17 protein-coding genes are annotated in these 17,178 nt (G+C 70.6%); 1 reads left to right on the top strand and 16 read right to left on the bottom strand.

The window, feature by feature from the left end:
• Positions 1–82: 82 nt before the first annotated feature.
• The 12 genes from coaBC to pyrR all read right to left on the bottom strand — a co-directional run bounded on the left by coaBC (position 83) and on the right by pyrR (position 13,263).
• Complete coding sequence (gene coaBC / locus WH07_RS20490; RefSeq protein ID WP_046501938.1) at positions 83–1,324, bottom strand: bifunctional phosphopantothenoylcysteine decarboxylase/phosphopantothenate--cysteine ligase CoaBC; 1,242 nt, start codon at positions 1,322–1,324, stop codon at positions 83–85.
• 126 nt (positions 1,325–1,450) lie between these two features.
• Complete coding sequence (gene rpoZ, locus WH07_RS20495; RefSeq protein ID WP_003970369.1) at positions 1,451–1,723, bottom strand: DNA-directed RNA polymerase subunit omega; 273 nt, start codon at positions 1,721–1,723, stop codon at positions 1,451–1,453.
• Positions 1,724–1,767: 44 nt separating this feature from the next.
• A complete protein-coding gene (gmk, locus tag WH07_RS20500; protein WP_046501948.1) occupies positions 1,768–2,331 on the bottom strand; it encodes a guanylate kinase in 564 nt (187 codons plus the stop codon).
• Positions 2,332–2,369: 38 nt separating this feature from the next.
• Positions 2,370–2,693: an integration host factor gene (locus WH07_RS20505; protein WP_046501951.1), complete on the bottom strand. Its 324-nt coding sequence runs from the start codon at positions 2,691–2,693 to the stop codon at positions 2,370–2,372.
• Between the two features lie 266 nt (positions 2,694–2,959).
• Positions 2,960–3,823, bottom strand: coding sequence for an orotidine-5'-phosphate decarboxylase (gene pyrF / locus WH07_RS20510; protein WP_046501954.1), 864 nt, complete (start codon positions 3,821–3,823; stop codon positions 2,960–2,962).
• A gap of 140 nt (positions 3,824–3,963) precedes the next feature.
• Positions 3,964–5,073 (bottom strand): quinone-dependent dihydroorotate dehydrogenase, encoded by a 1,110-nt coding sequence (locus WH07_RS20515; protein WP_046501957.1) that lies wholly within the window; start codon positions 5,071–5,073, stop codon positions 3,964–3,966.
• A gap of 2 nt (positions 5,074–5,075) precedes the next feature.
• Entirely contained in the window at positions 5,076–8,402 is a 3,327-nt protein-coding gene (carB, locus tag WH07_RS20520; RefSeq protein ID WP_046501959.1) for a carbamoyl-phosphate synthase large subunit, read from the bottom strand.
• Positions 8,395–9,540 carry a glutamine-hydrolyzing carbamoyl-phosphate synthase small subunit gene (carA, locus tag WH07_RS20525; RefSeq protein WP_046501961.1) on the bottom strand — a complete coding sequence of 382 codons (1,146 nt, stop codon included), beginning with the start codon at positions 9,538–9,540 and terminating at the stop codon, positions 8,395–8,397. The genes carB and carA overlap by 8 nt, the downstream gene beginning before the upstream one ends.
• A complete protein-coding gene (locus WH07_RS20530; RefSeq protein ID WP_232788988.1) occupies positions 9,537–10,241 on the bottom strand; it encodes a PH-like domain-containing protein in 705 nt (234 codons plus the stop codon). Before WH07_RS20530 ends, carA begins: the two co-directional genes overlap by 4 nt.
• Positions 10,238–11,524, bottom strand: a complete 1,287-nt coding sequence (locus WH07_RS20535; protein WP_046501963.1) for a dihydroorotase — start codon at positions 11,522–11,524, stop codon at positions 10,238–10,240. Before WH07_RS20535 ends, WH07_RS20530 begins: the two co-directional genes overlap by 4 nt.
• Before the next feature lie 2 nt (positions 11,525–11,526).
• Positions 11,527–12,582, bottom strand: coding sequence for an aspartate carbamoyltransferase catalytic subunit (locus WH07_RS20540; protein ID WP_046501966.1), 1,056 nt, complete (start codon positions 12,580–12,582; stop codon positions 11,527–11,529).
• Positions 12,583–12,666: 84 nt separating this feature from the next.
• Positions 12,667–13,263 (bottom strand): bifunctional pyr operon transcriptional regulator/uracil phosphoribosyltransferase PyrR, encoded by a 597-nt coding sequence (gene pyrR, locus WH07_RS20545; RefSeq protein ID WP_046501968.1) that lies wholly within the window; start codon positions 13,261–13,263, stop codon positions 12,667–12,669.
• A 231-nt stretch (positions 13,264–13,494) separates the two neighbouring features.
• Between pyrR and bldD the strand changes: the two genes are divergently transcribed.
• Complete coding sequence (bldD, locus tag WH07_RS20550; protein WP_030355502.1) at positions 13,495–13,995, top strand: transcriptional regulator BldD; 501 nt, start codon at positions 13,495–13,497, stop codon at positions 13,993–13,995.
• A gap of 158 nt (positions 13,996–14,153) precedes the next feature.
• Here bldD and nusB read toward each other — a convergent pair whose 3' ends face one another.
• The 4 genes from nusB to WH07_RS20570 all read right to left on the bottom strand — a co-directional run.
• On the bottom strand, positions 14,154–14,597 hold the full coding sequence (gene nusB, locus WH07_RS20555; RefSeq protein ID WP_046501975.1) for a transcription antitermination factor NusB: 444 nt from the start codon (positions 14,595–14,597) through the stop codon (positions 14,154–14,156).
• Between the two features lie 2 nt (positions 14,598–14,599).
• Positions 14,600–15,166, bottom strand: coding sequence for an elongation factor P (gene efp / locus WH07_RS20560; protein ID WP_046501979.1), 567 nt, complete (start codon positions 15,164–15,166; stop codon positions 14,600–14,602).
• Between the two features lie 81 nt (positions 15,167–15,247).
• Positions 15,248–16,354 (bottom strand): aminopeptidase P family protein, encoded by a 1,107-nt coding sequence (locus WH07_RS20565; protein ID WP_046501982.1) that lies wholly within the window; start codon positions 16,352–16,354, stop codon positions 15,248–15,250.
• 182 nt (positions 16,355–16,536) lie between these two features.
• A partial coding sequence (locus tag WH07_RS20570) for an AAA family ATPase (protein WP_046501986.1) occupies positions 16,537–17,178 on the bottom strand: 642 nt, incomplete at its 5' end.

Genomic DNA, 17,178 nt, shown 5'->3' on the forward strand with positions numbered 1-17,178 from the left:
CCCTGGCTCAGGCCCCGCCTCGCAGCCCGCACCGGTCTCCTGGCTCCGCCTCCGCTCCCGAGCCCGCCTCGGCCCCCTGGGCTCAGGCCCCCGTCCCAACGCCCGGCGCCCTGCCCAGTCTCGGTATCACCAGGTCCCAGACGACATCCGCGAGCGCCTCCTTCGGCCCGTACGGCACCGGTGTCTCCCCGCCGTCCGCCGCCAGCACCACCGCTTCGTTCTCCGCCGCTCCGAAGGCCTTGCGCTCCCCGACCTCATTGACGACCAGCAGATCGCACCCCTTGCGCCGGAGCTTCTGCCGCCCATGGGCCAGGACGTCGTCCGTCTCCGCCGCGAAGCCCACGATCACCTGCTCGGCATGTGCACGCTCGGCCGAGATCTCCGCGAGGATGTCCGGGTTACGGATGAGGGCCACCGGCGCGGGCTCCTCGCCGTCCTTCTTCTTGATCTTGCCTTCGGCGTACACGGCCGGTCTGAAGTCGGCGACCGCCGCCGCCATGACCACGGCGTCGGCCTCCGCCGCGGCCTTCAGGACAGCCTCCCTGAGCTGTACGGCCGTCCCCACATGGACCACATCGGCACCCGCCGGGTCCGCCATCCCCGTGTTCGCCTCGATCAGGGTGACCCTGGCCCCGCGGGCCACCGCCGTACGCGCCAGGGCGTACCCCTGCTTCCCCGAGGAGCGGTTGCCCAGATAGCGCACCGGGTCGAGCGGTTCGCGCGTACCGCCCGCGCTGACGACGACATGGCGGCCCGCCAGATCCGCTTCCCGCACCACCCGCGCCAGAACCCGGCGGCAGATCTCGAAGATCTCCTCCGGGTCCGGCAGCCGGCCCTTGCCGGTGTCGACGCCGGTGAGCCGCCCGACGGCGGGCTCGATGACGACCGCCCCCCGGCGGCGCAGCGTCGCGACATTCTCCTGCGTGGCGGGGTGCTCCCACATCTCGGTGTGCATGGCCGGGGCGAAGACCACCGGACAGCGGGCGGTCAGCAGGGTGTTGGTGAGCAGATCGTCGGCGAGCCCGTGCGCCGCCCTGGCCAGCAGATCCGCCGTGGCCGGGGCGACGACGACCAGATCGGCGGACTGCCCGATCCGTACGTGCGGCACCTCGTGCACATCCGTCCAGACCTCGGTGGAGACGGGATGCCCGGACAGCGCCGACCAGGTGGCGGCCCCGACGAAGTGCAGCGCGGACGCGGTCGGCACGACCCGTACGTCATGGCCCGACTCGGTGAGCCTGCGCAGCAGCTCGCACGCCTTGTACGCGGCGATCCCGCCCGCGACCCCCAGCACGACCTTCGGCTTCTCCGCCTTCTCTTCCACCGCGTCCCCTCACCTCTCGTACGTACGAAACTCAGAGCACACGCCAAGCACACGCCCAAGGACATGACACACCACAGGCCCGGCAGCGCGCTGCCGGGCCTGTGGATAAAGCAGAGAAAGTACGACTTACTGAGCCGGGCCCTCGATGGCCTCGGAGGTCAGAAGTCCCGCGTTGATCTCGCGCAGGGCGATGGAAAGCGGCTTCTCGTGGACATGGGTGTCCACCAGCGGACCGACGTACTCAAGCAGGCCCTCACCGAGCTGCGAGTAGTACGCGTTGATCTGACGCGCGCGCTTGGCCGCATAGATCACGAGGCTGTACTTCGAGTCCGTGGCCTCAAGCAGCTCATCGATCGGCGGGTTGATGATGCCCTCGGGCGTAGTGATGGAAGAGGACACTCTCTAGCCTTCCGAAGAAAATTCAGGGAGATCAGGGAAAAAGATCATTCAACTGCCATCAAGGCTAGCAGCTCACGCGCGACGTCCTCGACGGAGGTGTTGACCAGCGTCGTATCGAACTCCGACTCGGCGGCCAGTTCCACTTTCGCCGCCTCCAGCCGTCGTTCGATCACCTCGGGCGATTCGGTGCCCCGGCCGGTCAGCCGGCGCACCAGTTCGTCCCAGCTCGGCGGTGCCAGAAAGACCAGCCGGGAATCGGGCATCGATTCCTTGACCTGCCGGGCGCCCTGGAGATCGATCTCCAGCAGTACGGGCTCGCCCGCCGCCAGCCGGTCGTGGACCTCCCGCCGCGGGGTGCCGTACCGGTTGCCCGCGAACTCCGCCCATTCCAGCAGCTCGCCGTTGGCGATCAGCTTGTCGAACTCCTCGTCCGAGACAAAGAAGTACTGGACGCCGTCGCGTTCACCGGGACGCGGCTTTCTGGTGGTGGCCGACACCGAGAGCCATACCTCGGGGTGGACCTTGCGCATATGCGCGACGACCGTGCTCTTGCCGACCCCGGAGGGGCCGGAGAGCACGGTCAGCCGCGGTCGTACTTCTGCTGCCATGCAGCGATTATCCAGGTTCCCGGGAGTCTCCGGGAACGTCAGGCGCCGGTGCCGCCGAACTCGCGCTCAAGGGAGGCGATCTGGTTGGAGCCGAGACCCCGGACACGCCGACTCTCGGAGATACCGAGCCGCTCCATGATCTGCTTGGCGCGGACCTTGCCCACACCGGGCAGGGATTCGAGCAGTGCGGAGACCTTCATCTTCCCGATGACGTCGTTCTCCTGACCCTGCTTGATCACGTCATGGAGGGAGGCGCCGGAGTGCTTGAGTCGATTCTTGACCTCGGCCCGCTCCCGGCGAGCCGCGGCGGCCTTTTCGAGCGCGGCTGCGCGCTGTTCAGGGGTAAGGGGCGGAAGAGCCACGCCTACGTCACCTCGGATGTCGAACTGTCGGATACGGACCGGTGAGGAACCTATTCGCCCCACACCAGGCGAGCAACGGGCAACGCACTGCACGTTGGCTCTCGACGGAGACTAGCGGCCAGGGCCGCCGGAGTCAGCGAGAACAGACGAAAAGTCCTGGTCAGCATCGATCAGGGGTGACATTTTGGGCATTTTGCCCAACTTTTTGGGCGGTGGACGAGGTGAGCGGCCCGCCCCGGCGGCGCGAAAGACCCGCCGGACAGAACCTAGACCGCCTCTACCGCCGCCCTCACCTCGTCCGCGAAGCGCTCCGCGGACGCCCTGAGGGCACTGATGTCCGGACCGTGGCGCAGCACGTCCCGGCTGACGCTCGGTACCACATTGCGGACCGAGGAGCCGAACAGAGCCGGCAGCCCGGCCGGGGTCGCGCCCTGCGCGCCGATTCCGGGGGCGAGGAGCGGACCGTTGATCGCGAGGTCCGCGCCGGCGTGGGCAAGGGTGGCGCCGATGACCGCGCCGACCGAGCCGAGCGGCTCCGCGCCCGCGTTCTCCGCGGCCATGTGGTCGAGCATGAGCTGAGCCAGGGACCGGCCGTCGGATGCGGTGGCGCGCTGGACCTCCGCGCCCTCCGGGTTGGAGGTGAGCGCCAGGACGAAGACCCCGGCGCCCGAGACGGCGGCGGCGTCCAGGGCGGGACGCAGGGATCCGAAACCGAGGTACGGGGAGACCGTGACCGCGTCCGAGAAGAGCGGCGAGTCCTTGTCGAGGTAGGTCGCCGCGTACGCGCCCATGGTCGAGCCGATGTCACCGCGCTTGGCGTCCATCAGGACCAGTGCCCCGGCCGCGCGCGCCTCCGCCACGGCCTTCTCCAGCACCGCGATTCCGCGCGACCCGAAGCGCTCGAAGAACGCGGACTGCGGTTTGAGTACGGCGACCCGGTCCGCCAGGGCCTCCACCGTCGTACGGGTGAAGCGCTCCAGGCCCGCGACATCGTCACCGAGGCCCCAGGCCCTGAGCAGCGAACCGTGCGGGTCGATGCCGACGCAGAGCTGCCCGCGGATGTCCATGGCGCGGCGCAGCCTGGCGCCGAAGGGCTCCTGAGGGCGTGCGCCGTACGGTCCCTCGGTCATCTGGTCACCTTCCGGTGCGGGCCTTTTCGCTGCGGTCGTCTCCGGTGCAGGCGTCTGCGAGGCAGGCGCTCCCGGTGCACGCGTTTCCGGTACGGGCGTTTCCGGTGCAGGCGTTTCCGGTGCTGGCGTTTCCGGGGCGGTCATACGGTCACCTTCCGGCTGTCGGCGCCGACGGCCTCGGCGAGCGTGGCGTAGGGACTGGCCCTGAGCCGGGCCGCGAGCCCCTTGTGCAGGGAGCGGCTCCAGAAGGGGCCTTCGTAGATGAAGGCGCTGAAGCCCTGGACCAGCGTGGCACCGGCGAGGATGCGCTGCCAGGCGTCCTCCGCGTTCTCGATTCCGCCGACCCCCACCAGAGTGATCCGGTCGCCGACCCGCCCGTACAGCCTGCGCAGGACTTCCAGCGAGCGTGCCTTCAAGGGCGCGCCGGACAGTCCGCCGGTCTCGGCGACCAGCCCGGGGTCCGAGACCAGGCCGAGTCCCTCGCGCGCGATGGTGGTGTTGGTGGCGATGATCCCGTCAAGACCGAGTTCGACGGCGAGGTCGGCCACGGCGTCGATGTCCTCGTCGGCCAGATCGGGCGCGATCTTGACCAGCAGCGGGACCCGGCGGCCGGTGACGGTGCGGTCGGCCGCCTCCCGTACGGCCGTCAGCAGCGGCCGGAGGAGGTCGACGGCCTGGAGGGCACGCAGCCCGGGGGTGTTGGGCGAGCTGACATTGACCACGAGATAGTCGGCGTGGCCGGCCAGCCGCTCGGTCGAGAGGACGTAGTCGGCGATCGCTTCATCCTCGGGGACGACCTTCGTCTTACCGATGTTGACGCCGACCGTGGTCCTGAAGACCGCTCTGCGCGCCGCCAGGCGTGCCGCCACGGCGGCCGAGCCCTCGTTGTTGAAGCCCATCCGGTTGACCAGGGCGCGGTCGGCGACCAGCCGGAAGAGCCGCTGCCTGGGGTTGCCGGACTGCGGCTCGCCGGTGACCGTACCGATCTCGACATGGTCGAAGCCGAGCATGGCCATGCCGTCGACGGCCACGGCGTTCTTGTCGAAGCCGGCTGCGAGCCCGAAGGGGCCGTGCATCCGCAGTCCGAACGCCTCGGTGCGCAGTTCCGGGAAGCGCGGCGCGAGTGCGGCGGCGGCAAACGTACGCAGGACGGGGAGCCGGGCCGCGAGCCGGATCCAGCGGACGGCGAGATGATGGGCCCGCTCCGCGTCCATCCACCGGAAGACCAGCCTGAAGAAGATCCTGTACACGGTCAGTCCTCACGCGCCGCGGTGAGCCGTTCCGCGTGCTCCTGGAGGGACCGGACACCGACCTCGCCGTGGTTGAGCGCGTCAATGCCCTGCACCGCCGCGGCCAGCGCCTGGACGGTCGTCAGGCAGGGGACTCCGCGGGCCACGGCGGCCGTACGGATGTCATAGCCGTCCAGCCGGCCGCCGGTCCCGTACGGAGTGTTGACGATCAGGTCGATCTCTCCGTCATGGATGAGCTGTACGACGGTCTTCTCTCCGGCCGGGCCCACGCCCTCGCTCTGCTTGCGCACCACGACCGCGCTTATGCCGTTGCGCCTGAGCACCTCGGCGGTGCCGGACGTGGCGAACAGTTCGAATCCATGGGCGACCAGCTCCCGCGCCGGGAAGATCATGGAGCGCTTGTCCCGGTTGGCCACGGAGATGAAGGCCCGGCCCTTGGTGGGCAGCGGCCCGTACGCCCCGGCCTGCGACTTGGCGTACGCCGTCCCGAAGGCCGAGTCGATGCCCATGACCTCGCCGGTGGAGCGCATCTCCGGGCCGAGGACGGTGTCCACTCCGCGCCCGTGGATGTCGCGGAAGCGCGACCACGGCATCACCGCCTCCTTGACGGAGATGGGCGCGTCCAGCGGCAGCGTGCCGCCGTCGCCATGGGCGGGCAGCAGTCCTTCGGCGCGCAGTTCCGCGACGGTGGCGCCCAGGGAGATACGGGCCGCGGCCTTGGCGAGCGGCACGGCGGTCGCCTTGGAGGTGAAGGGGACCGTACGGGAGGCGCGCGGGTTGGCCTCCAGGACGTACAGGATGTCCCCGGCCATCGCGAACTGGATATTGATCAGCCCGCGCACCCCGACGCCCTCGGCGATCGCCTCGGTGGAGGCGCGCAGCCGCTTGATGTCGAAGCCGCCGAGGGTGATGGGCGGCAGGGCGCACGCCGAGTCCCCGGAGTGGATACCGGCCTCCTCGATGTGCTCCATCACCCCGCCGAGATACAGCTCCGTACCGTCGTAGAGCGCGTCCACGTCGATCTCGATGGCGTCGTCGAGGAAGCGGTCCACGAGGACCGGCCGGCTGGGGCTGATCTCGGTGGACTCGGCGATGTACGAGGAGAGCCTGGCCTCGTCGTACACGATCTCCATGCCGCGCCCGCCCAGCACGTACGACGGGCGGACCAGGACCGGATAGCCGATCTCGTCTGCGATGGCCTTGGCCCCGGCGAAGGTGGTGGCGGTGCCGTGCTTGGGCGCGGGCAGTCCGGCCTCGGCGAGGACCCGGCCGAAGGCCCCGCGGTCCTCGGCTGCGTGGATCGCCTCGGGAGGCGTGCCCACGATCGGCACGCCGTTGTCCTTCAGAGCCTGCGCGAGACCGAGCGGGGTCTGTCCGCCGAGCTGTACGAGGACGCCCGCGACCGGTCCTGCCTGCGTCTCGGCGTGCACGATCTCCAGGACGTCCTCCAGGGTGAGCGGCTCGAAGTAGAGCCGGTCGGAGGTGTCGTAGTCGGTGGAGACGGTCTCGGGGTTGCAGTTGACCATCACGGTCTCGTAGCCGGCCTCGCTCAGCGCGAAGGAGGCGTGGACACAGGAGTAGTCGAACTCGATGCCCTGGCCGATCCGGTTGGGGCCCGAGCCGAGGATGATCACGGCGGGCCTGGCGCGCGGCGCGACCTCGCTCTCCTCGTCGTACGAGGAGTAGAAGTACGGCGTCTTCGCGGCGAACTCGGCGGCGCAGGTGTCGACCGTCTTGTAGACCGGGCGGATACCGAGGGCGTGCCTGACCTCGCGGACGACATCCTCGCGCAGCCCCCGGATCCCGGCGATCTGGGCGTCGGAGAAGCCGTGCCGCTTGGCCTCGGCGAGCAGGTCCGGGGAGAGTTCGGCCGCGGCGGCCAGCTCGTCCGCGTACTCCTTGATCAGGAAGAGCTGGTCGACGAACCAGGGGTCGATCCGGGTCGCCTCGAAGACCTCCTCGGGGGTGGCACCGGCGCGGATGGCCCGCATCACGGTGTTGATCCGCCCGTCGGTGGGCACCTTGGCGGTCTCCAGCAGGGCGTCCTTGGCACCGGGAACCGCGAGGCCGGGGTCGGCCGTGAAGGAGAACTGGCTGCCCGCCTTCTCCAGCGAGCGCAGCGCCTTCTGGAGCGCCTCGGTGAAGTTGCGGCCGATGGCCATGGCCTCACCGACCGACTTCATGGTGGTGGTGAGGCTGGCGTCGGCGGCCGGGAACTTCTCGAAGGCGAAGCGCGGCACCTTGACGACGACATAGTCGAGGGTGGGCTCGAAGGAGGCCGGGGTCTTCTCGGTGATGTCGTTGGGGATCTCGTCCAGCGTGTAGCCGACGGCGAGCCGGGCGGCGATCTTCGCGATCGGGAAGCCCGTGGCCTTGGAGGCGAGCGCGGAGGAGCGGGAGACCCGGGGGTTCATCTCGATGACGATGACCCGGCCGTCCTCGGGGTTGACCGCGAACTGGATGTTGCAGCCGCCGGTGTCGACGCCGACCTCGCGGATCACGGCGATGCCGATGTCCCGCAGGATCTGGTACTCGCGGTCGGTGAGGGTCATCGCGGGCGCGACGGTGATCGAGTCGCCGGTGTGCACGCCCATGGGGTCGAAGTTCTCGATCGAGCAGACGACCACGACGTTGTCGTGCTTGTCCCGCATCAGCTCCAGCTCGTACTCCTTCCAGCCGAGGATGGACTCCTCGAGGAGCACCTCGGTGGTCGGGGAGAGCATCAGGCCCTGTCCGGCGATACGGCGCAGCTCGTCCTCGTTGTACGCGAAGCCGGAGCCCGCGCCGCCCATGGTGAAGGAGGGCCGTACGACGACGGGATAGCCGCCGAGCGTCTCCACGCCGGCCACGGCCTCGTCCAGGGAGTGGCAGATGACCGAGCGCGCGGATTCCCCGTGGCCGGTCCTGGCGTTGACGGCTTCGACGACTTCTTTGAAGAGGTCGCGGTCCTCGCCCTTGTGGATCGCCTCGACATTGGCGCCGATCAGTTCGACGCCGTACTTGTCGAGGGTGCCCGCCTCATGGAGCGCGATCGCGGTGTTCAGCGCGGTCTGGCCGCCGAGGGTGGGCAGCAGCGCGTCGGGGCGCTCCTTGGCGATGATCTTCTCGACGAAGTCGGGGGTGATCGGCTCGACATAGGTGGCGTCGGCGATCTCCGGGTCCGTCATGATCGTGGCGGGGTTGGAGTTGACCAGGATGACGCGCAGGCCCTCGGACTTGAGCACGCGGCAGGCCTGGGTGCCGGAGTAGTCGAACTCGGCGGCCTGGCCGATGACGATCGGTCCTGAACCGATGACCAGGACGGACTGGATGTCGGTGCGCTTAGGCACGCTGGTCCTCCATCAGGGATACGAAGCGGTCGAAGAGGTACGCGGCGTCATGCGGACCCGCGGCCGCCTCGGGGTGGTACTGGACGCTGAAGACCGGCCGGTCCAGCAGCCTGAGGCCCTCGACCACGTTGTCGTTGAGGCAGACGTGGGAGACCTCGGCGCGGCCGTAGGGGGTGTCGGAGACCCGGTCGAGCGGGGCGTCGACGGCGAAGCCGTGGTTGTGCGCGGTGACCTCGACCTTGCCGGTGGTCCGGTCCTGTACGGGCTGGTTGATGCCCCGGTGGCCGTACTTCAGCTTGTACGTGCCGAAGCCCAGCGCGCGGCCGAGGAGCTGGTTGCCGAAGCAGATCCCGAAGAGCGGGGTGCCGCGCTCCAGCACGCCCTTGACGACGGTGAGGTCCGCGGTGGCCGGGTCGCCGGGGCCGTTGGAGAGGAACACGCCGTCGGGGGCGGTCGCGTACACCTCGTCGAGTGTGGCGTCGGCGGGCAGGACGTGCACCTCTATGCCGCGCTCGGCCATCCGGTGCGGGGTCATGCCCTTGATGCCGAGGTCGAGCGCGGCGACGGTGAAGCGCTTGCGGCCCACGGCGGGCACCACGTACGTACGGTCGGTGGCGACCTCCGCGGACAGGTCGGCGCCCGTCATCTCCGGGCTCTGCCGCACTCGCGCGAGCAGGGCCGCCTCGTCCGCCAGCGCCTCGCCGGAGAAGATGCCGACGCGCATGGCGCCGCGCTCGCGCAGATGGCGGGTGAGGGCGCGGGTGTCGATGCCGCTGATGCCGACGACGCCCTGGGCGATCAGTTCCTCGTCGAGCGAGCGCCGCGCGCGCCAGTTGGACGGGGTGCGCGCGGGGTCGCGTACGACATAGCCGGACACCCAGATCCGGCGGGACTCCGGGTCGTCGTCGTTGACGCCCGTGTTGCCGATGTGGGGGGCGGTCATCACGACGACCTGGCGGTGGTACGAGGGGTCGGTGAGGGTCTCCTGGTAGCCGGTCATGCCGGTGGAGAACACGGCCTCGCCGAAGGTCTCCCCCTCGGCCCCGTAGGCACGGCCGCGGAAGCTGCGGCCGTCCTCCAGGACGAGTACGGCGGGAGACGCCTTGGCGCGGGCGGTGCCCCGGGGGGAGGTGGTCATCGGGCGGGGCCTTCCGTCGGGGCGTGTGAGGCAGTGGTGGCGCTTGCCGGGGCCGGGGCCGTGACGCTCGTGGCCGCCCGGCTCGGGGAGTCGACACTCAGGGAGTTGACGGCCTCGACCCAGGCGGTGTGCTCGGCGGAGCGTTCGGAGCGGAAGCCCGAGTCGATCAGCCTGCCGCCGTGCTCCCAGGTGACGATCAGCAGGCCGCCCTCGGCGAGGACCTTGCCCGCGATGCCCTTGTCGAGCCGTGCTTCACGCAGTCGCGCGGCCGGGATGAAGAAGTCGTTCGCACCGGGGCGTACGACATCGAGCCCCGCGTCCGTGAGTGTCAGCTCCGCCCGGCTGCGGGCACCCAGGCCGTGCGCCACGATGCGGTCGAGCCACTGCCCCGCGGTCGTGGACCCGTGGTAGCGGCCCGCCATCGTCAGCTTCGCCGTACCCGGGTCGTCCGGCGCGGTGGGCAGCTCGGGCAGATCGGACTGGAGGCTGGCGCGCCATTTCCAGCCCTGGCGCATCAGCCAGTACACCAGCGCGATGAAGAGCAGCAGCCCGGCGACCCAGCCGAGCCGGGCGGCCCAGTCGGTCACCTCCGCCGACTTCTGCTCGGCGGCGAGCGGCGCTGCCAGCGGGTCGGCGAACGGCCCGCCCAGAGGCAGCGAGACCCGCTGTACGGAGAGGAGGTTCAGCATCGCAGTTGTCACGCCAGCTTCCCGTCGACGACCGTGGCGCGGCCCCGGAGGAAGGTGTGGGTGACGCGTCCTGGCAGCTCACGGCCCTGGTACGGGGTGTTGCGGCTGCGGGAGGCGAAGCCCGCCGGGTCCACGGGACCACGGTATGCCGGATCGACCAGGGTGAGATTGGCGGGCTCGCCCACCGAGACGGGCCGCCCATGACCGGCGAGCCGGCCGATCCGCGCCGGGCGGAACGACATGCGGTCGGCGACCCCCGCCCAGTCCAGCAGCCCGGTCTCCACCATGGTCTCCTGGACCACCGACAGCGCGGTCTCCAGACCGACCATCCCCATGGCGGCGGCGGCCCACTCGCAGTCCTTGTCCTCGTGCGGGTGCGGGGCGTGGTCGGTGGCGACACAGTCGATCGTGCCGTCGGCGAGGGCCGCGCGCAGCGCCTGGACGTCCGCCTCGGTCCGCAGCGGCGGGTTCACCTTGTAGACCGGGTCGTACGACCGGACCAGCTCGTCGGTGAGGAGGAGATGGTGCGGGGTGACCTCGGCGGTGACGTTCCAGCCCTTGGACTTCGCCCAGCGCACCAGCTCCACCGAGCCCGCGGTCGAGAGATGGCAGATGTGGACCCGGGAGCCGACATGGGCCGCGAGCAGCACGTCCCGCGCGATGATCGACTCCTCGGCGACGGCCGGCCAGCCGCCGAGTCCCAGCTCGGCGGAGACGACGCCCTCGTTCATCTGCGCGCCCTCGGTGAGCCGGGGCTCCTGGGCGTGCTGCGCGATGACCCCGTCGAATGCCTTCACGTACTCCAGCGCCCGTCGCATGATCACGGCGTCGTCCACGCACTTGCCGTCGTCCGAGAAGACCCGTACCTGCGCGGCGGAGTCGTGCATGGCGCCCAGCTCGGCGAGGTTCTTGCCCTCGAGACCGACCGTCACGGCGCCTACGGGCTGCACATCGCAGTAGCCGGACTCCCGGCCCAGCCGCCAGACCTGCTCGACCACCCCGGCCGTGTCGGCCACGGGGAAGGTGTTGGCCATGGCGTGGACGGCGGTGAAGCCTCCGACGGCGGCGGCGCGGGTGCCGGTGAGCACCGTCTCGGAGTCCTCGCGGCCCGGCTCCCGCAGATGGGTGTGCAGATCGACCAGACCGGGCAGCAGCACCCGCCCCTCGGCCGCCACGACCGTCGCGTCGCCCGCGTCCAGTCCGGTGCCGACCGCGCCGATGGTCTCCCCGTCGATCAGTACGTCCCGTACCTCGCCGCCGAGCACCCGCGCGCCCCGGATCAGGATCTTGCTCATGATTACTTGCTCTCCTCGGTACGGGAGTCGGTACGGGCGTGGGAGTCGGTGCGGACGCGCGCCTGGGAGTTCTGGTTGACGGCGGGCTCGTTGCCGCCCAGCAGCAGATAGAGCACCGCCATCCGGATCGAGACCCCGTTGGCCACCTGCTCGACGGCCGTGCAACGGTCCGAGTCGGCCACCTCGGCGGTGATCTCCATCCCCCGGTTCATCGGCCCGGGGTGCATCACGACGGAGTGCTCGGGCATCCGGCCCATCCGGTCGCCGTGGAGGCCGTAGCGGCGGGAGTACTCGCGCTCGGTCGGGAAGAACGCGGCGTTCATCCGCTCGCGCTGGACCCGCAGCATCATCACGGCGTCGGAGCCGGGCAGTACCCGGTCCAGGTCGTACGAGACCTCGCACGGCCAGTGCTCGACGCCGATCGGTACGAGGGTGGGCGGGGCGACGAGGGTGACCCGGGCGCCCAGGGTGTGCAGCAGCAGGACGTTCGAGCGGGCGACCCGGCTGTGCAGGACGTCGCCGACGATGGTGATCCGCCGGCCTTCGAGGTCACGCCCTATGCCGGTGTCCGCGCCGACCAGCCGGCGGCGCAGGGTGAAGGCGTCGAGCAGTGCCTGGGTGGGGTGTTCATGGGTGCCGTCGCCGGCGTTGACGACCGCGCCGTCGATCCAGCCGGAGGTGGCGAGCCGGTACGGCGCGCCGGAGGCGGGGTGCCGGATGACGACGGCGTCGGCGCCCATCGCCTCCAGGGTCAGGGCGGTGTCCTTGAGGGACTCGCCCTTGGAGACGGACGAGCCCTTGGCGGAGAAGTTGATGACATCGGCCGACAGCCGCTTGGCGGCGGCCTCGAAGGAGATCCGGGTGCGGGTCGAGTCCTCGAAGAAGAGATTGACGACGGTACGGCCGCGCAGCGTCGGAAGCTTCTTGATGGGCCGGTCGGCGACGCGGGCCAGCTCCTCCGCGGTGTCGAGGATCAGTACGGCGTCGTCGCGGCTGAGGTCGGCCGCCGAGATGAGATGGCCGGGTGTGCGGGGGCTTGCCCCTGGCAGGCGCAGCATCGGGAGAGTGCTCCGGTCTTCGGGTGTGCGGGCGTACGGGCGCGCCGAGGCGTCCGTACGGGGTCGGTACGAGCCGGAGGCGCCCTACTGCTCGCCGGACGCGGCAGGCCGCTGGAGGCCCAGCAGCACGGTGTCCCGGCCGTCCTCCTCGGCGAGCTGGACCTTGACCGTCTCCCGCAGGGAGGTGGGGATGTTCTTGCCGACGTAGTCGGCGCGGATCGGCAGCTCGCGGTGGCCCCGGTCGACGAGGACGGCGAGCTGGACGGCCCTGGGGCGGCCCAGATCGCCGAGCGCGTCGAGGGCGGCGCGGATGGTGCGGCCGGAGAAGAGAACGTCGTCGACGAGGACCACGAGGCGCCCGTCGACCCCGTCGCCCGGGATGTCGGTGCGGGCCAGCGCGCGGGTGGGCCGCAGGCGCAGGTCGTCGCGGTACATCGTGATGTCGAGGGAGCCGACCGGGACCGGGCGTCCGGTGATACCGGCGAGTTTCTCGGCCAGCCGGCGGGCCAGATAGACCCCGCGGGTCGGGATGCCGAGCAGCACCACGTCGTCGGCGCCCTTGGCGCGTTCGACGATCTCGTGGGCGATACGGGTCAGGGCCCGTGCGATGTCGGGGGCCTCCAGAACGGGGCGTGCCGCGCCCGGGCTGTCGGCCGGAGAGTCTGTCGTGCCGGTGTCCATACGAAACGGACCTCCTTCTCCGCCTCACGGGACGGACTTTAAAGGACGTCGGAATTACGCCACTCAGGCTAGCAGGGCGTCCGCGGAACTCCTGGTGGCACCCCCTCGGAAGGCAGTCAGGAGGCGGCGGAAAGCCCCGCTCCGACCAGGGCCGGGGTCCCTCGGCTTGACGCATCCAAGTAACTCTGCGTAACCTCACAGTGAGTTACCAGACTTCGTCCGGGGAGCTATATGTCCAGCGAATACGCAAAGCAGCTCGGGGCCAAACTCCGCGCCATCCGCACCCAGCAGGGCCTCTCGCTCCATGGCGTGGAGGAGAAGTCCCAGGGCCGCTGGAAGGCCGTGGTGGTCGGTTCGTACGAGCGTGGCGACCGTGCCGTTACGGTGCAGCGCCTCGCCGAGCTGGCGGATTTCTACGGGGTCCCCGTGCAGGAACTGCTTCCTGGCACGACGCCCGGCGGAGCCGCCGAGCCGCCGCCGAAGCTCGTTCTCGACCTGGAGCGGCTGGCCCATGTGCCGCAGGAGAAGGCGGGCCCGCTCCAGCGTTACGCGGCGACGATCCAGAGCCAGCGCGGTGACTACAACGGCAAGGTGCTGTCGATCCGCCAGGACGACCTGCGCACGCTGGCCGTGATCTACGACCAGTCGCCGTCGGTCCTGACCGAGCAGCTCATCAGTTGGGGTGTCCTCGACGCGGACGCCCGCCGGGCCGTGGCCCACGAAGAGGGCTGACAAAGCCGGCACATAACAGCAGAAACGTCACCTCCGGGGGGTGGGCCCGTATGCGCGTACGGACCCGCCCCCCGGTGCGTCCCGCACGCCCGTACCCTCAAGCGCCGGACGGGCTCAGCGGCCCGTCCGGCGCTTGAGGACACAGCGCAGCGGGCGCGTCACCTGTCCGGGGCTTCGACACGGCGCAGGCCCGGCTTGAGGTCCTTGAACCGGCCGAGCAGGCCGTTGACGAAGGACGGGGAGTCGTCCGTGGAGAACTCCTTGGCGAGCTGCACCGCCTCGTCGATCACAACCGCGTCCGGGGTGCCGTCCACCCATACCAGCTCATAGGTGCCGAGCCGCACGATGTTCCGGTCGACGACCGGCATCCGGTCCAGCGTCCAGCCCACCGCGTAGGTGGAGATCAGCTCGTCGATCCGGTCCGCGTGCTCCGCGTACCCCTCGACCAGCTCCATGGTGTACTCGCTGACCGGCGGCTGGCGGTCGTCGGTCCGGGCGTGCCGTATCCAGTCGGCGAGGACCGTCTGCACGGACGCCCCGCGCTGGTCGGCCTCGAAGAGAATCTGGAAGGCGCGCTTACGGGCCTTGTTCCGGGCAGCCACGGTTAGCTGTTCACCCGGCCGAGGTACTCGCCGGAGCGGGTGTCGACCTTGATCTTCTCACCCGTGGTGATGAAGAGCGGGACACCGATCTCGTAACCGGTCTCCAGTGTGGCCGGCTTGGTGCCGCCGGTGGAGCGGTCGCCCTGGACGCCGGGGTCGGTGTGCTGGATGGTCAGCTCCACGGCGGCGGGCAGCTCGACATAGAGCACCTCGCCCTCGTGGGTGGCGACGCTGGCGGTGAAGCCCTCCAGCAGGAAGTTGGCGGCGTCGCCGACGGCCTTGCGGTCGACCATGAGCTGGTCGTAGGTCTCCATGTCCATGAAGACGAAGTACTCGCCGTCCATGTACGAGAACTGCATGTCGCGGCGGTCAACGGTGGCCGTCTCGACCTTCACGCCGGCGTTGAAGGTCTTGTCGACGACCTTGCCGGAGAGCACGTTCTTCAGCTTGGTGCGCACAAAGGCCGGGCCCTTGCCGGGCTTGACGTGCTGGAACTCGACGACGGACCAGAGCTGGCCCCCGTCGAGCTTGAGCACCAGGCCGTTCTTGAGGTCGTTCGTGGAAGCCACGGTTGCGGAATCTCCTGGACTGAAGCTGGTGGACGACCACGGGTGTGCGCGGCGCCCGGGGCACACGGCGGTGCCTGGACACTAGAGCGCGAGCAGTTCCTTGGTCGTGATGGTGAGTAGCTCGGGTCCGCCGTCCGCCTCGGGGCGGACGACGAGCGTGTCATCGATCCGGACACCGCCCCGGCCCGGGAGGTGGACCCCCGGCCCGACGGTGACCGGCACACAAGCGTCCAGTTTACCCATGGCGGCGGGGGCGAGCTGCGGGTCCTCGTCGATTTCGAGTCCGACCCCGTGTCCCGTACGGGGTGCGAGCCCCTCGCCGTGCCCCGCGGCCTCCAGCGGCTGCCGGGTCGCGCGGTCCACATCGCGGTAGCCGGCGCTCGGTACGAGAGCCTGCCGACCTGCCCGTTGTGCCGCGAAGACCAGCTCGTACAGCTCGATCTGCCAGTCGGCGGGCGAGGTCCCGATGACAAACGTACGGCCGATCAGACAGCGGTACCCGCGGTAGTCGGCGCCGAGACTGACGGAGAGGAAATCACCCTCCTCGACCCGCCGGTCCGAGGGATGGTGGTCGCAGCGGCCGGAGTTGGGGCCGGTGGCCACGGCGGTCGGAAAGGCGGGGCCGTCGGCGCCGTGGTCGACGAGCCGCCGCTCCAGCTCCAGCGCGAGATGCCGTTCGGTACGGCCCACCAGGATCGATTCCAGCAGTTCGCCCAGCGCCTGGTCGGCGATCTCGGCCGCGATCCGCAGACAGGCGATCTCCCCCTCGTCCTTGACGATCCGCTGCTGTTCGACGGCGCAGCCCAGATCGGCGAGACGCAGCCGGGGCGCCACGGAGCCGATGGCCCGGTGCCTGGCGACGGTCAGATGGTGCTCCTCGACGGCGAGCGACTCGACGGCGGACGGGATGAGCGCGCCCGCGGCCGCCACCGCGGGGTCGCCGGTGGCGGTGGCCAGGACAGTGAGCCTGAGCTGGTCGTCGAGCCGTCCGTCGGAGTTCCCGCCCGCATGCGTACGGGGGCAGAGCAGCGTGTCCTCGTCCGGACCGAGCAGCAGGACGGCACCGTGCGGCGCGCCGCCCGCGAGATAGCGGACGTTCGCGGGCCGTGAGATCAGTGCCGCCGCGTTGCCCGCCGCGGAGCACCGGTCGCGCAGCCGGGCGCGGCGGGCAGCGAACACGTCAGACATGAACCGAGCGTATGAGCGGGCGCGCGGCCCGGCCGGTTCAGCGCGTCCGACCGGGGGTCGGGTACGGGCGGCGCCCCCGGGCCGCTCACAGCCCCGGTCGTACCCCCGGCTCGCTCAGCGGCCCCGGGCCGGCCCGGTCACCAGCTCGGCGGCCCCGGACCGGCCAGGTCAGCTCGGCCAGGTCACCAGCTCGGCGGGCTGGCCAGGGCGCGGGCCAGGACGTCGTCGAGCGCCCGGGCTGTGGTCTCCACGTCGTACTTGGAGTTGTCGATGATGGGCAGCCCGGACCCGTACCAGCCGGCCATCCGGCCATGGATGCCGGCCACCTCCTCGTCGGAGAGCCGCCGGTTGCCGCTGCGCTCGGCGTTGCGCTCCAGCACGATCTCCAGCCCCGGCAGCAGCACCACCGGCAGCAGCCCGGGGCCGACGTGGCGCTTCCAGCCGCCGAGCCCGACGACCGGGCGGTCGGGGAAGACTGCGTCGTCGAGGATGCAGGAGATGCCGTTGGCGAGGAAGTTCCGCGCGGCGAAGCCGCAGGTGCGGCGGGCGAGACGGTACTGCGCCTCGGAGTGGTCGTTCCAGCCGCTCTGTGGATCGGCGAAGCCCGAGCGCACCCACTCGCGGACATCGTCGAGGCTGATGTGCGCGGTGGGTACGCGGCGGCTCGTCGCCCAGTGGCGGGCCACGGTCGTCTTGCCCGCGCCGGCCGGGCCGATCAGCAGGACCGCGAGGGTCGCCGTCCCGGTGCCGCCGCCGGGGGCCGGGGGCGGCGCGGGGATGGGCACGAGGCCGCCGGGCGGAAGCTGGACATGGCCGGTGGAGTC

This window comes from Streptomyces odonnellii (genome assembly GCF_000981895.1).
Taxonomy (GTDB): Bacteria; Actinomycetota; Actinomycetes; order Streptomycetales; family Streptomycetaceae; genus Streptomyces; species Streptomyces odonnellii.

Coding starts and splice junctions, on each gene's coding strand:
- gmk (WP_046501948.1), bottom strand. CDS start 2,331: ATGGCAGCAGAAGTACGACCGCGGCTGACCGTGCTCTCCGGCCCCTCC.
- pyrF (WP_046501954.1), bottom strand. CDS start 3,823: ATGACCGAGGGACCGTACGGCGCACGCCCTCAGGAGCCCTTCGGCGCC.
- carA (WP_046501961.1), bottom strand. CDS start 9,540: ATGACCACCTCCCCCCGGGGCACCGCCCGCGCCAAGGCGTCTCCCGCC.
- WH07_RS20535 (WP_046501963.1), bottom strand. CDS start 11,524: ATGAGCAAGATCCTGATCCGGGGCGCGCGGGTGCTCGGCGGCGAGGTA.
- WH07_RS20540 (WP_046501966.1), bottom strand. CDS start 12,582: ATGCTGCGCCTGCCAGGGGCAAGCCCCCGCACACCCGGCCATCTCATC.
- pyrR (WP_046501968.1), bottom strand. CDS start 13,263: ATGGACACCGGCACGACAGACTCTCCGGCCGACAGCCCGGGCGCGGCA.
- bldD (WP_030355502.1), top strand. CDS start 13,495: ATGTCCAGCGAATACGCAAAGCAGCTCGGGGCCAAACTCCGCGCCATC.
- WH07_RS20565 (WP_046501982.1), bottom strand. CDS start 16,354: ATGTCTGACGTGTTCGCTGCCCGCCGCGCCCGGCTGCGCGACCGGTGC.